We start from the raw sequence: 13,641 nt of genomic DNA, 5'->3' as shown, positions 1-13,641 counted from the left end.
AGTGGGGCAAGAGGGGTTATTGCGCTTATGGATAAGCTTTCGCACTCGGCGAAACGTTGCCCTTGCAAGCGATCCCTGACGGGTTAGCTTCTCATCAAGATAGCACAACGTATCGGAAGGCGGCTGACTTGAATTTTGCTTTTGGGCGAACACTGCTTTGTGCTGTTGCTATAAAGACGATGTTCTGCGCAGCGGCTATTGCCGAAAACCAGCCGTCTCAATCGGTCTTGGACATCGCTTTCTCCGCAAACGAGGTGAGAGACACCGCGCGACTGATGGAGATCGTTGAGGCGGAGCCAGCGATATTGAAGCAGAAAAACGCGAACGGTGTCAGCCTCTTAGAAGCTATCTACCTGCACTATAACGACGATTTGGTTGCTCAGAGTCATCTCGAATTTCTGGAGGCTTTTTGGGAAAGCGCTTGGTTCGGGCAGGAATTCGACACGGAGGAGCTGTTTGACTTGGCTCTCGGGGCTCTTAGGGGAGTGGATCAGCAATTGTCCGATATCGCGCTTACTCCTGGTATGCGGGTTCATGACGATCGCGCGCCGTTTATCAAATTGCTTACAAAAACTGCTGATGCGGTATTTCCTTCAACGTCGCTGCGTAGCCAGACTGGCTTAGAGATCATCCTTGCGGTTTGCGACAAACGTCATTTTGCAGTTGGTCAGGAGAATTTTGTTGGATCACATCTGACTTCTGTCGTGACGAGTGGCTTGTCTGAGATGCATCGCGCCTTTGCGGTTTCTTATCGCCAGACAGGCGTACTTTCGCGAGATTGTGTTGATGTCTTTCTGAGCTAGTTTTGCTGAACGAGATAAGTGGTGGTTGGCGCAGCCTCGCCACTTCCGCGCACGAACCGAGGGGGGGGGAGCGAAGCGCCCGCCCCGTGGGGGCGGTTCGGGCGCTGCCAAAGCGGAGCTTTGGCTTAGGGGCGCATTCGAACGAGGCTGATCAATAACCTCCTACGTTGTGCTTTCGGCCCCCACCTTTACCCCGCTTTAACTCAAAAATACTTAGGTGGCCTTGCAGCCCTCCGAGCCCACCACTAAGAGTCTCTTGGTAGGGTCCGACGGTCGGGCCGAAGCGATCAACAGGCAGGCGATATGAAAGACCCTTTTGAGACTTATATGAACACCCTTGTGCCCATGGTTGTGGAACAGACCAGCCGTGGTGAGCGCGCCTATGATATTTTCTCGCGCCTGCTGAAAGAGCGCATCATCTTCCTCAACGGTCCAGTGCATGACGGCATGTCTAGCCTGATCGTGGCGCAGCTTCTGCACCTTGAGGCGGAAAACCCCTCCAAAGAAATCAGCATGTACATCAACAGCCCCGGCGGCGTGGTGACTTCCGGTCTGTCGATCTATGACACCATGCAGTATATCAAGCCGAAGGTGAGCACGCTGGTGATCGGCCAGGCGGCCTCCATGGGCTCCCTGCTGCTGACCGCTGGTGAAGCGGGCATGCGTTTCTCTCTGCCGAACTCGCGCGTGATGGTGCACCAGCCATCTGGCGGCTATCAGGGTCAGGCGACGGACATCATGATCCACGCCGAAGAAACCCTGAAGCTGAAGAAGCGTCTCAATGAAATTTACGTGAAGCACACCGGCCGCACCTATGAAGAGGTGGAGCAAGGGCTTGAGCGCGACAACTTCATGAGCCCGGAAGAGGCCAAAGACTGGGGCCTGATCGACGAAATCGTCGAAAATCGCGCCAAAGGCGACGACGAAGAGAATTGAAAATAAGTGCCCGGTGACGCGTGGTCGCCATCGGGCACTTTCGCATTGTACCCCGTTTGCGCCTGTCCTAAGCTGGCTGAAACGCGGGGGCCTCACAGAACTGAGGCCGAGGTTTTGGGCCTGAAAGGGAAGACATGTCGAACACATCCGGTGGTGACAGCAAGAACACTCTCTACTGCAGCTTCTGCGGCAAGAGTCAGCACGAAGTGCGCAAACTGATTGCGGGTCCAACCGTTTTCATCTGTGATGAATGTGTCGAACTTTGCATGGACATCATCCGCGAAGAGACCAAGGCCAGCGGGCTGAAGGCCTCAGAGGGTGTGCCAACACCGCGCGAGATCTGCGACGTGCTGGACGACTATGTGATTGGTCAGGCCGTTGCCAAGCGGGTGCTGTCTGTGGCGGTGCACAACCACTACAAACGCCTCAACCACGCCCAGAAGGGTGGCGACATTGAACTGGCGAAATCCAACATCCTGCTGATCGGCCCAACCGGCTGCGGCAAGACCCTGCTGGCGCAGACGCTGGCGCGCATTCTGGATGTGCCATTCACCATGGCGGATGCGACCACACTGACCGAAGCCGGTTACGTGGGCGAGGATGTCGAGAACATCATTCTGAAGCTTCTGCAGGCGTCGGAATATAACGTGGAGCGTGCGCAGCGCGGCATCGTCTATATCGACGAGGTCGACAAGATCACGCGCAAATCCGAGAACCCGTCGATCACCCGTGACGTGTCTGGCGAAGGGGTGCAGCAGGCGCTTCTGAAGCTGATGGAAGGCACCGTGGCAAGCGTGCCTCCGCAGGGTGGCCGCAAGCATCCGCAGCAGGAGTTCCTGCAGGTGGACACCACCAACATCCTGTTCATCTGTGGCGGCGCATTTGCCGGTCTGGACCGGATCATTGCGCAACGCGGCAAAGGCTCTGCGATGGGCTTTGGCGCCGATGTGCGCGACAATGATGAGCGCGGTGTCGGCGAGATCTTCCAGGATCTGGAGCCGGAAGATCTGCTGAAATTTGGTCTGATCCCGGAATTTGTCGGCCGTCTGCCGGTTCTGGCAACGCTGGAAGATCTGGATGAAGACGCGCTGGTGATCATTCTGACACAGCCCAAGAACGCGCTGGTGAAACAGTATCAGCGTCTGTTTGAGCTGGAAGATGTGCAGCTGACCTTCACCGATGAAGCGCTGAAAGCGATTGCGCGCCGCGCGATTGAGCGCAAGACTGGTGCCCGTGGCCTGCGCTCTATCCTCGAAGAGATCCTGCTCGACACCATGTTTGAGCTGCCGGGTCAGGAGAGCGTGACCGAGGTTGTGGTGAACGAAGAAGCCGCAACCACTCAGGCCGCGCCGCTGATGATCCACGGCGAAGCAGAGAAAGAGCCAGCCTCTGCGGGGTAAGGCTTTCTGCGGATAGAGTTTGAAAGGGCGCTCCGGTTGGGGCGCCTTTTTCTTTGGCAGCGATGTGAAGCGCTGAGGGCAGGGGCTTTGCCCCTCTGCGCGCGGGGCGCGCATTCACCCCAGGATATTTGGCGAATGAGAAGGCGCAGCGCACGCAAATGTGAGCAGGGGCTGGTTGCCTTTGCGGGTGCGGCACCCAATATCGGGCGCGCTAACAAAGGACCTGTTCAAATGCCCAAAGCCGTACTCTATCGCATGGATCTGCCCAACTATACCTGTGGCTATGGCACCGCTGCGCGTGACCTGCTCAAGCGGGAGAAGTTTGAGATTGAGGAACATGTGCTGCGCACACGGCGGGAGACGGATGCGTTCAAAGACAAGCATCACATCACCACCACGCCTCTGATTTTCATTGATGGGGTCAAGATTGGCGGGTTTACCGATCTGAAGAAGCATCTGCAGGGGCAAAAGCCGAAGTCCAAACGTTTTTGGAAGCGCTGAGCTTTAGGGTGGGCGCTGCGTTTTGAGGTCGGGCTGCGGCAGGCTGGACCATTGACAGTTCCCCTCTACCGGAGGATGTCTGACCTGAACAAATATTCAGGAGCGCATCATGGGCGTACGTCACATTTCCACCGGATCCCCCTTTGAAGAAAAAATTGGCTATTCCCGTGCGGTTGTGGCCGATGGCTGGGTCTTTGTGTCCGGCACCACGGGCTATGATTATGAGACCATGACCCTGCCTGAGGATGTGGTGGATCAGTGCCGCAACACGCTGGCGACCATCGGTAAGGCGCTTGAGGCGGCGGGCAGCAGCCTCGATGATGTGGTGCGGGTGAACTATATCCTGCCCGACGGCAGCGATTTTGAGAAATGTTGGCCGGTGACCAGTGAGGTCTTTGCCAAGGCCAAGCCGGCGGCGACAATGATCATTGCGGATCTCATGGAAGAGGCCATGAAGATCGAGATCGAAGTCACCGCGCGCGTGGCCTCCTAAATCGCTGTCCGCAGCCTTCAGCGAAAGCGCTTTGACATGACCTCTCATATTGCCACGGATCGTGCGGCCAATCGGCTGGGCAGCCTGTTTATGGTCGCGGCCATGGCTGGTTTTGCGGTGGAGGATGCCTTTTTGAAGGCGGCCGCTCAGAGCCTGCCGATCGCGCAGGTGATGGTGTTGTTTGGGGCGGGCGGGGCCATGGTGTTTGCCCTGTGGCTGCGCGCCAAAGGGCAGCCGTTGGCCCCCAAGGAGGTGCTGTCGCGCCCGATGCAGGTGCGGGTGTTCTTTGAGATTTTTGGGCGGCTGTTTTTTACCCTGTCGCTGGCGCTGACGCCGCTGTCCTCAACCACAGTGATCTTGCAGGCCACGCCGATTGTGGTGGTGGCCTTTGCGGCGCTGGTGCTGGGCGAACGTGTCGGTTGGCGGCGCTGGTTGGCAATTGTGATCGGATTGCTGGGCGTTGTGCTGGTGGTGCGGCCTGGCGGGGACAGTTTCACCCTGCTGTCGCTACTGGCGGTTGGCGGGATGCTGGGCTTTGCCGCACGTGATCTGGCCAGCCGGGCGGCGCCTGCGAGCCTTGGGACGGCTGTTTTGGGGCTCTATGGGTTTCTGGCGATTGTGCTGGCCGGAGCGCTTTATGGGGCGCTGTGGGAGCAGCAGCCGTTTCACACCCCGCAGCCCAATGCGCTTCTGGCGGTTGCGGCGGCGGTGGCTTGTGGCGTCTTTGCCTATAGCGCGCTGATGCGGGCGATGCGCACCGGGGAGGTCTCTGCGGTGACCCCGTTCCGCTACAGCCGTTTGCTGTTTGGCGTGGCACTCGGGGTGATTGTGTTTGGTGAAGGGCTCGACGCGATGATGATCGCAGGCAGCCTGCTGATCGTGCTCTCAGGGCTTGTGATCCTCTGGCGCGGGAAGCGGTGAGGTTCAGGCGCTGAGAGAGCGGGTGATCTCTGCCCTCCGGTTTTCCTGAAGGGTTTGAAAGCCGTACCCGAGGTCGCCTTGCTCGTCCGCAGGCCGTTTGGCGAGCCAGTCGCGGGTCTGGCGTACCGACAAAGTGGGGCGGCAGGTGTCTGCGTAGGCGTTGCTGTCACCAATGTGGGCGCTCAGTGAGCTGCGGTTTTCCTCAGACAGCGCGGCGAGGGCCATGGGGCCGGGAAAGAAGCTTTCGGTCGCAAGCCCTTCGGACAAAATCACCGCGTGGCTTGGCAGCAGAATATGAAAATACTCCACCTCCTGCCATTCAGAGAGCACCCGGATGCCAGCCAGAGAGGTCAGCGCCTTGGCCGGGGCAAAGATCTCGGCGTCCTGTTGGCGGATCAGCACCCGGTGCTGGGGGGAGACAATCAGATCGCGAAACGGCAGATCGCAGCCGAGCGCACCCGCTGAAATGAGGATCGGGTGGAGCTTTGAGGTTGCAGGCAGCGCCTTATGGGTGGAGGTCGCCCATTGCACGGGTTGGGGGCCGTGATCAAAGGTCAGAACCAGATCGCCGGGGCAGAGATCCTGAACTTTGCGGGGGACTGCTGGGGTGGCGATATGGGTGTTTGCGGCAAAGCAGGGCACGCCATCCACATCTTTGAAGTCGCTGTATTTGCTGTCCCCGTAGTTGCTGCCCATGACTTTGACGTATTTGGCACCATCCACAAGCGAGCCGTCGGTGGCAAATCCCCAGACATCAGAAGTGTTCCCGCCTTTTGAGAATACGGTAAGTTTGATCTGAGGGCCTGTTGGAAAGCCGTAGGCATCGAGCTTTTGCACATAGATGTGGGACTCAGATTCCACCTTGGTGCCATCTGCGATCAAGCCCTTACCGTCGACGATGACGTGGTTGTCCGCGGCGTTGTCGTTGAACATGGAGGAGTCGCTGCTGGTGTCCTCCAGTGAAATCATGAAATCCTTATAGCCGCCGGTGAATTGAAATACGGTGCCATCCGGGGTCGAGGAGTTGTTGATGATGGAGCTGCCTGCGGTGCCAAATGGGCTGTCGGAGGTGATCTTCAGCGCCTGACTGTCGCTGGCCATGAATTTGCGCATTACCATGAGATCATCCTTTGTGGGCTGTTTGCACCAGCGTTAAAGGAAACTCCCTTACATACCTTTGATGGTTCGCATTTTACGCATTTGGCCGTTTCTTGCTGAGATGCGTCGGGTTTCCCATACTCCTAGGTCAAGAAGATTGACAACGCGCAGGCGGTGGCCTTTGGTGAAGGGAGAATGCGTTTCAACTCTGACGGGAGCGGCGGGGACCTATGGCGGAAACAGCTTCACAAGGCGGCCATGAGGGCGGCAGCGTCCTGAAATCAGCCATCCCGATCTTGCGGATGTTTGATGAGGCCCATGCGCGGGCTTTCTATCTGGATTTTCTGGGTTTTTCCAAAGATTGGGAACATCGTCATGATGTGGACTTCCCGCTTTATATGCAGATTTCCCGACAGAACTGTCTGTTGCATTTGACCGAGCATTTTGGCGATGCGACCCCTGGAAGCGGCTGCTTTGTGCCGATGGAGGGCGTGGAGGCGTTTCATGCGGAGCTTGTTGCGCGCAATCCGGAAAACCTGCGGTTGGGGCTTGAGACCATGCCCTGGGGCCAGCAGGTGAAAGTGACCGATCCCTTTGGCAACAAGCTGACATTTTGCGAGCAAAACGCGCAGGCGCAGTGACCGCGCGCACGGCCTGTTCGCGATCTCTTTACCAAGGGGCTCTGCGGACTGGACCTTTGAGGGCAAATGGTCCATATGGAACATGTATTTGCGGAGACTCCCATGGGCATTCTGAGCACAATCAACAACGTATTGACCTGGTGGAACGGCGCCACGCTGAACACCAAACTCTATACGATGCGCAAAGGCATCAAAGTTGGGGAAGATGCTGAAGGCAATGTCTATTACCGCAACGCCAATGATTCAAAACGCTGGGTGATCTACAACGGTGAAGCCGAAGCCAGCCGCGTGGGCTCGGATTGGCATGGATGGCTGCACCGAACCTTTGACGAGGTGCCCTCGGAAAAACCATTGGCGCATAAAACGTGGGAAATCCCACATCAGGAAAATGTGACCGGCTCGGCTTTGGCCTATGCGCCGGCAGGATCGATCAGAGCCACGGGCAAAGCTCCGGTAGAGCGCTCTGATTATGAGGCTTGGAGCCCGGAGTAATTAGCCCATGTCGGCGGTACGTACTGAGACTTTTGTAGGCGCGGCTGTGGTCGCGGTGGCAGCAGGCTTTCTGCTGTATGGCGCGCAGTTTTCCAATGTGGGGGGCGATACGGGCGGCTATGGGCTGAACGCATCTTTCCGCTCCATTGAGGGCATCAGCGTGGGCACGGATGTGCGGCTGGCCGGTGTGAAGATCGGCACAGTGACCGATGTGCAGCTGGACCCGGCCACCTTCCGCGCGACGGCGAATTTCAACGTCGCCAATGGCATTGAACTGCCCGATGACAGTGCGGTTGTGATTTCCTCCGAGGGGCTGCTGGGCGGCAATTTTGTGGAGATTCTGCCGGGCGGCTCGCCGTTCAACTTTGAGGCCGGTGACGAGATTGAGGACACGCAAGGCTCTGTCAGCCTGATCTCGCTGTTGCTGAAGTTTGTCAGCGGCAGCGGAGAGAGCTGAGATGCGCAGGGCGGCAACGGCGCTTGCGCTGACAGCGGGTTTGGCTGCTGCGCCCGCGCTGGCGCAGGAGATCATCATCGAGACGCTTGATATTGCGCCGCTGCGCTATGAGCCGCTTGAAATCCCTCTGGGCGATGTGACCAGCGAAACGGTTGTGGCCGCCTCGGTGGGCGAGGGGGCAATGCTGCGGGGGCTGGACAAGCTCACCGGGCAAGTGGCTGATTTTGAACTGCAAAACGGCTATAGCGTCAATTTTGGCACCCTGCGTGTGGATATGGCGCAATGCCGTCACCCCAGCGAGAACGCCACTGGTGAAGCCTATGCCTTTATCTCGGTCTTTGAGGATCAGGGGGCAGGGGCAAATCTGTTTCAGGGCTGGATGATTGCCAGCTCTCCGGCGCTGAGCGCGCTGGATCACCCGCGTTATGACGTCTGGGTCTTGCGCTGCAAAGTGGCTGAGGCCAGCACCTCTGAGGCTGACGGCAGCGAGTGAGCGGTGATGTCAGCGTCCTGTCGCTGCGCCCATGTGAGCATCCGGTGATAATCTGCGCGGGGCACCTCTATGGCGCCCAGTGAGGCGAGGTGCTCTGTCAGAAACTGCGTGTCAAACAGCGTGAAGCCGCAGCGGCGCAGATGTTCGATCAGAAAGGCGAGCGCCACTTTGGAGGCGTCTGTGGCGCGGGAGAACATGCTTTCCCCAAAGAAAGCGGCGCCAAGGGTCACGCCATAGATGCCACCAACCAAGCGGGAGCCGTCCCAGACCTCCAGAGAATGCGCCTGTTCCCGCTGGTGCAGATCGACATAGAGCTGGTGGATCTGTGCGTTGATCCAAGTCTCATCGCGATCGGCGCAGCCATAAAGCACCCCCTCAAAATCCGCGTTCAGGGACACGTCATAGGCGCCCCGCCGGATGCGGCGGGCCAAGCTGCGGGAGATGTGGAAACCATCGAGGGGAAAAATACCGCGGCGGATCGGATCCACCCAGAAGATGTCCGGGTCATCGCGGTTTTCGGACATGGGGAACACCCCCATGCCATAGGCGCGCATCAAGAGGTCCGGTGTGACCTCGCTCATGATGCGCGCCCAAGCAGGATCAGCCCTCCGCCATATTGGCGTCGAGCCACTTCTCCAACCAGTGAATGTTGTATTCGCCGGTGTGGATGTCTTTTTCCTGAAGCAGCATGTGGAAGAGCGGCGTCGTGGTTTCGATGCCGTCGATGATCAGCTCACCCAGAGCGCGGTCCAGACGCGCGAGCGCCTCTGCCCGGTCGCGGCCATGCACGATCAGCTTGCCGATCAGGCTGTCGTAATATGGCGGGATGGAGTAGCCGTCATAAAGCGCGCTGTCCATGCGCACGCCAAGGCCGCCGGGCGCGTGGTAGGCTGTGATTTTGCCGGGACGCGGGGCGAAATCCGGCAGCTTCTCAGCGTTGATACGCACCTCAATCGCGTGGCCGTTGATCTCCAGATCATCCTGGCCAAAGGACATGGGCTCGCCTGCGGCCACGAGGATTTGCTCGCGCACAAGGTCCACACCAAAGATGCCTTCGGTCACCGGGTGTTCCACCTGCAGACGGGTGTTCATTTCGATGAAATAGAACTCGCCGTTTTCATAGAGGAACTCGATGGTGCCCGCGCCGATGTAGTTGATCTTGGCAACCGCATCCGCACAGATTTTCCCGATGCGCGCGCGCTCTTCCGGTGTGATGGAAGGGCCGGGGGCCTCTTCAAACACCTTCTGGTGACGACGCTGCAGGGAGCAGTCCCGCTCGCCCAGATGCACCGCATTGCCCTTGCCGTCACCAAACACCTGAATTTCGATGTGGCGCGGGGTGGTGAGGTACTTCTCGATATAAACTTCATCGTTGCCAAAGGCGGCTTTGCCCTCGGCCCGTGCGGTCATAAAGGCGCTTTCCATGTCCGCGGCGGTTTGCGCCACTTTCATGCCGCGACCGCCCCCACCGGCGGTGGCTTTGATGATGACCGGATAGCCCATCTCTTCGCCAAGCTTCTTGGCTGCGGCCAGATCCGGCACGCCGCCGTCAGAGCCGGGCACGCAAGGCACGCCGAGTTTGATCATCGTGTCTTTGGCGGTGATCTTGTCGCCCATGACACGGATGTGCTCGGCGGTTGGGCCGATGAAGGTCAGGTCGTGATCTTCGACGATCTGCACGAAGTTTGCGTTCTCAGACAGGAAGCCATAGCCCGGGTGGATCGCCTGAGCGCCGGTGACTTCGCAGGCCGCGATGATGGAGGCCATGTTCAGATAGCTGTCTGTGCCCGGCGCAGGGCCGATACAGATCGCCTCATCCGCCATCCGCACGTGCATCGCATCCGCGTCGGCGGTGGAGTGCACCGCGACCGATTTGATGCCCATTTCGCGGCACGCACGGATCACGCGCAGGGCGATTTCTCCGCGGTTGGCGATCAGGATTTTGTCAAACATTACAGAACCCTTATTCGATGATCACCAGCGGCGCGCCGTATTCCACGGTGTCGCCATCTGCCACCAGAATGCGCTTCACGGTGCCGGATTTGGTGGCCGGGATATGGTTCATGGTTTTCATCGCTTCCACGATCAGCAGGGTGTCGCCTTCGCTGACGGTCTGACCGACGCTGATGAAGGAGGCCGCGCCGGGTTCCGGCTGCAGGTACACGGTGCCAACCATGGGCGAGGTCACAGCGCCCGGGTGACTTGCTGGATCTGCTTCTGCTGCGGCCGGGGCGGCGGCTGCCGCAGGGGCTGCCGGTGCGGCGGCTGGGGCTGCGGCTGCGGGGGCAGCGACGGCGACTTGGGCCGGTGCGGCAACCACTTGGGTCTGGCGGCTGACACGCACGTTCAGGCTGTCGTCCTCGCCATATTCGCGCATGACTTCCAGCTCGGTCAGGTCGTTTTCGCGCAGGAGCTCTGCCAGTGCAGAGATGAAGGCCACATCGGAGTCGTGATTTTTCTTGCTCATTTCCGTTTTCTATCCTCTTCGCGCAAAGCGCGGTTGAGTCTTATTCTGGTTTCCCTTGCGGCGCTTATAGAGAAAAAGCACCCTGTAGGAAAGCTGAACTGGACTTTCAGATGGGGGGAAAAGACGTTGTTTTCCAGCCTTGAACGGGCTTTTGTGGCCAATTTTACGCGCAGCGCTGTCCTCAGATGTCAACGCAGCGATGTCGGTGTGCGGTGACTCGGTGACGTGGGGTCACAATTTGACCTGCCAATCGGGGGTGTGCGCCGCAGATGTCGGGCAGTGTTGGCCTGTGCCGGGCAACGCAGCTGAGAGGCAAGAGCCGGCGCAGAGGGCGCTAGAGCGGCATGCCGGCAAGTTTCGCCACCAGTTCGGCCAGCTTGCGCGCGCCAAATTTGCGCAGCAGGCGGGCGCGATATTCCTCCACCGTGCGATAAGACAGATCCAGCTCCAGACCGATTTCCTTGGAGGTCATGCCGCGGCAGGTGAGGATGGCCACTTCGCGCTCGCGCTGGGTGAGCTCGACCACGGGGCGGTCCTCAGACAGGTCTGCAAAGGACCAGACGCTTTTCTGAAACGGGTTGTCGGGCGAGGTGGACTGGCCGCGCACACGGCACCAGAACAGCGTGCCATCGCTGCGGCGCATCACGCGCTCGTCGCTGTAGCGGCCGGTATCGGCAATGGCGGAATAGACCCGTTCGCCGATGGTGCGGTAGTCTTCCTGAGAGGCGTAGAACTCGGCAATGGAGCGTGCTGCGCAGGCCTCAGCAGGTAGGCCAAACATCTCGCCAAAGCGCAGATTTGCGCGCGAAATGATGCGGTTCTGAAGAATGCAGAGCCCGACGGGGGCGTGATCAAAGGCCAGTGCGTGAAGTTCCATGGGGCGCAGTGATGGCACAGGTGTGGGGAAAGGGGAAGGGGGCGTTAGGGCTTGGTTGTGCGGTGTATTTCAGGTTTGGGTTTTGAACAAAAAAAAGAGGCCGATCAATCGCCTCCGTCGCCGTCTCCATCGCTGTCCCACGCACCGCCCGCTGCGGAGGGGTCAGTGTAAGAGCTTCTTTCGCCGCCATGCCATTCTATCCAGACGTAGAGGCCGTCTTCTTGTCGTCGCAGGGATTTTCTCCGAACCCGGTTTTGATAAAGCGAGAAGGCGATGAAAGTGATCATCAAGGCGCCTTGAAAAATGTGAGATACCCAGCCGGTATCCGCACTGTAGCTCAGCATAAGCTGTTTCCATCTGTTGTTTCGGAAGGTCAGACGAGAGCGCGTAGGGAAGCTTTGGCGAGGTCAGAGCTGTCCAACCTCTTTTGATCTTAGCAACCTGTAGTATCGAAACACGTCTCATGTCTGTCTCAATTGTAAGACGCGCAATGTAACGATTGCATGACAGGTGGCGAAGCAACGTGATTGACCAGGTCCACCGTAGGAAAAACGCCCTGCCAGAAGCTGGCAGGGCGTTGAGATCTTTGTAAAGTCGCGTACCGCTTAGTTGACCAGGTTGGCCTCGGTGGCGGCGCGGAACTCTTCTTCGGTGACGCCCTCGGCCAGCTCGACAAGCTTCAGGCCGCCTTCAACCACATCGAGCACACCGAGGTTGGTGATGATGCGGTCGACCACGCCTTTGCCGGTGAGCGGCAGGGTGCATTCTTTCAGCACCTTGGACTGGCCGTGTTTGTTGGCGTGATCCATCACCACCACCACGCGGCCAACGCCAGCCACCAGATCCATCGCGCCGCCCATGCCTTTGACCAGCTTGCCGGGGATCATCCAGTTGGCCAGATCACCGTTTTCCGCCACTTCCATCGCGCCGAGGATGGCCATGGCGATTTTGCCGCCACGGATCATCGCAAAGCTCTGCGCGCTGTCAAAATAAGCGGTTTGCGGCAGCTCGGTGATGGTCTGTTTGCCGGCGTTGATCAGGTCTGCGTCCTCATCTCCCTCAACAGGGAAGGGGCCCATGCCGAGCATGCCGTTTTCAGATTGCAGTGTGACTTCAACACCTTCCGGGATGTAGTTGGACACCAGCGTCGGGATGCCGATGCCGAGGTTCACATACCAGCCGTCTTGCAGTTCCTGTGCGGCGCGTGCCGCCATTTGATTGCGATCCCAAGCCATTGTTATGCCTCCTCGCGCGGGCGCACGGTGCGCTGTTCGATGCGTTTTTCGTGGTCGCCCTGAATGATGCGGTGCACATAGATGCCGGGCAGGTGGATCGCGTCCGGATCCAGCGAGCCGGTGGGCACGATTTCCTCAACCTCGGCGATGCAGATCTTGCCGCAGGTGGCCGCGGGCGCGTTGAAATTGCGCGCGGTTTTGCGGAACACCAGATTGCCGGTTTCATCGGCTTTCCAGGCTTTCACAATGGCCAGATCGGCAAAGATGCCCTCTTCCATGATGTAGTCTTCCATCGCGCCATCCGGCCCGGTGGGGAACTGCTTTTCCAGCTTGCCTTCGGCAATCACGGTGCCCACGCCGGTCTTGGTGAAAAAGCCCGGAATACCCGCACCACCGGCGCGCATGCGCTCGGCCAGCGTGCCCTGCGGGTTGAATTCCAGCTCCAGCTCGCCGGAGAGATACTGGCGCATGAATTCCGCGTTTTCCCCCACATAGGAGCTGATCATTTTCTTGACCTGTTTGGTCTGCAGCAGGATGCCGATGCCAAAATCATCAACGCCTGCGTTGTTGGAGGCAAAGGTCAGATCTTTGACGCCGCTGTCTTTGATGGCGTCGAGCAGAAGCTCGGGAATGCCGCAGAGGCCAAAGCCGCCTGAGGCGATGAACATGCCGTCAGACAGCACGCCCTCAAGCGCGTCTGCGGCATTGGCATATACCTTTTTCATGGGTGTCTCTCTCCCTAGGGTCAGCAAATTGCGCAAAGTTGTGACGGGGCGTCACAGGGGAGTCAACGACCGCAGGGGCAAAGGCGTATTACTACGGGGGGG

At 58.9% G+C, this 13,641-nt stretch carries 18 protein-coding genes; 10 read left to right on the top strand and 8 right to left on the bottom strand.

The window, feature by feature from the left end; all coding sequences use genetic code 11:
* Positions 1-128: 128 nt before the first annotated feature.
* The 6 genes from J7412_RS20105 to J7412_RS20080 all read left to right on the top strand — a co-directional run bounded on the left by J7412_RS20105 (position 129) and on the right by J7412_RS20080 (position 5,054).
* The gene (locus J7412_RS20105; RefSeq protein WP_209081048.1) at positions 129-803 is read left to right on the top strand and encodes a hypothetical protein; all 675 of its coding nucleotides are present in this window, start codon (positions 129-131) and stop codon (positions 801-803) included.
* Between the two features lie 303 nt (positions 804-1,106).
* Positions 1,107-1,739 (top strand): ATP-dependent Clp protease proteolytic subunit, encoded by a 633-nt coding sequence (locus tag J7412_RS20100; protein WP_209063822.1) that lies wholly within the window; start codon positions 1,107-1,109, stop codon positions 1,737-1,739.
* 134 nt (positions 1,740-1,873) lie between these two features.
* Positions 1,874-3,139, top strand: coding sequence for an ATP-dependent Clp protease ATP-binding subunit ClpX (gene clpX / locus J7412_RS20095; RefSeq protein WP_209063820.1), 1,266 nt, complete (start codon positions 1,874-1,876; stop codon positions 3,137-3,139).
* 231 nt (positions 3,140-3,370) lie between these two features.
* Positions 3,371-3,640 (top strand): glutaredoxin, encoded by a 270-nt coding sequence (locus J7412_RS20090; protein ID WP_209081046.1) that lies wholly within the window; start codon positions 3,371-3,373, stop codon positions 3,638-3,640.
* A 109-nt stretch (positions 3,641-3,749) separates the two neighbouring features.
* A complete protein-coding gene (locus J7412_RS20085) occupies positions 3,750-4,133 on the top strand; it encodes a RidA family protein (RefSeq protein WP_209063814.1) in 384 nt (127 codons plus the stop codon).
* A 36-nt stretch (positions 4,134-4,169) separates the two neighbouring features.
* Positions 4,170-5,054 carry a DMT family transporter gene (locus tag J7412_RS20080; RefSeq protein ID WP_209081044.1) on the top strand — a complete coding sequence of 295 codons (885 nt, stop codon included), beginning with the start codon at positions 4,170-4,172 and terminating at the stop codon, positions 5,052-5,054.
* A 3-nt stretch (positions 5,055-5,057) separates the two neighbouring features.
* On the opposite strand, the gene J7412_RS20075 is transcribed toward J7412_RS20080, so the two are convergent.
* On the bottom strand, positions 5,058-6,173 hold the full coding sequence (locus tag J7412_RS20075) for a Hint domain-containing protein (protein ID WP_209081042.1): 1,116 nt from the start codon (positions 6,171-6,173) through the stop codon (positions 5,058-5,060).
* A gap of 209 nt (positions 6,174-6,382) precedes the next feature.
* Here J7412_RS20075 and J7412_RS20070 point away from each other — a divergent pair, with 209 nt between their 5' ends.
* The 4 genes from J7412_RS20070 (at position 6,383) to J7412_RS20055 (ending at position 8,235) form a co-directional block, all read left to right on the top strand.
* Complete coding sequence (locus J7412_RS20070) at positions 6,383-6,793, top strand: glyoxalase superfamily protein (protein ID WP_209081041.1); 411 nt, start codon at positions 6,383-6,385, stop codon at positions 6,791-6,793.
* Positions 6,794-6,895: 102 nt separating this feature from the next.
* A complete protein-coding gene (locus tag J7412_RS20065) occupies positions 6,896-7,285 on the top strand; it encodes an NADH:ubiquinone oxidoreductase subunit NDUFA12 (protein WP_209081033.1) in 390 nt (129 codons plus the stop codon).
* Positions 7,286-7,292: 7 nt separating this feature from the next.
* A complete protein-coding gene (gene mlaD / locus J7412_RS20060; RefSeq protein WP_209081031.1) occupies positions 7,293-7,742 on the top strand; it encodes an outer membrane lipid asymmetry maintenance protein MlaD in 450 nt (149 codons plus the stop codon).
* Position 7,743: 1 nt separating this feature from the next.
* Positions 7,744-8,235 carry a DUF2155 domain-containing protein gene (locus J7412_RS20055; protein ID WP_209081029.1) on the top strand — a complete coding sequence of 164 codons (492 nt, stop codon included), beginning with the start codon at positions 7,744-7,746 and terminating at the stop codon, positions 8,233-8,235.
* On the opposite strand, the gene aat is transcribed toward J7412_RS20055, so the two are convergent.
* The 7 genes from aat to J7412_RS20020 form a co-directional block, all read right to left on the bottom strand.
* On the bottom strand, positions 8,166-8,816 hold the full coding sequence (aat, locus tag J7412_RS20050) for a leucyl/phenylalanyl-tRNA--protein transferase (protein ID WP_209081027.1): 651 nt from the start codon (positions 8,814-8,816) through the stop codon (positions 8,166-8,168). The two genes, J7412_RS20055 and aat, sit on opposite strands and share 70 nt — an antisense overlap.
* A 19-nt stretch (positions 8,817-8,835) precedes the next feature.
* A complete protein-coding gene (gene accC / locus J7412_RS20045; protein WP_209063796.1) occupies positions 8,836-10,188 on the bottom strand; it encodes an acetyl-CoA carboxylase biotin carboxylase subunit in 1,353 nt (450 codons plus the stop codon).
* A 10-nt stretch (positions 10,189-10,198) separates the two neighbouring features.
* Positions 10,199-10,702: an acetyl-CoA carboxylase biotin carboxyl carrier protein gene (gene accB / locus J7412_RS20040; protein ID WP_209081025.1), complete on the bottom strand. Its 504-nt coding sequence runs from the start codon at positions 10,700-10,702 to the stop codon at positions 10,199-10,201.
* A gap of 334 nt (positions 10,703-11,036) precedes the next feature.
* On the bottom strand, positions 11,037-11,579 hold the full coding sequence (locus tag J7412_RS20035) for a helix-turn-helix transcriptional regulator (protein WP_209081017.1): 543 nt from the start codon (positions 11,577-11,579) through the stop codon (positions 11,037-11,039).
* A 104-nt stretch (positions 11,580-11,683) separates the two neighbouring features.
* A complete protein-coding gene (locus J7412_RS20030; protein WP_209081015.1) occupies positions 11,684-11,923 on the bottom strand; it encodes a hypothetical protein in 240 nt (79 codons plus the stop codon).
* A gap of 261 nt (positions 11,924-12,184) precedes the next feature.
* Positions 12,185-12,814, bottom strand: a complete 630-nt coding sequence (locus tag J7412_RS20025) for a CoA transferase subunit B (RefSeq protein ID WP_209081013.1) — start codon at positions 12,812-12,814, stop codon at positions 12,185-12,187.
* A gap of 2 nt (positions 12,815-12,816) precedes the next feature.
* Positions 12,817-13,539 (bottom strand): CoA transferase subunit A, encoded by a 723-nt coding sequence (locus tag J7412_RS20020; protein ID WP_209081011.1) that lies wholly within the window; start codon positions 13,537-13,539, stop codon positions 12,817-12,819.
* Between the last annotated feature and the right edge of the window lie 102 nt (positions 13,540-13,641).

It is taken from the genome of Shimia sp. R9_3, from assembly GCF_017743755.1.
GTDB lineage: Bacteria > Pseudomonadota > Alphaproteobacteria > Rhodobacterales > Rhodobacteraceae > Shimia.
This window is presented reverse-complemented; position numbering and strand designations above follow the sequence as displayed.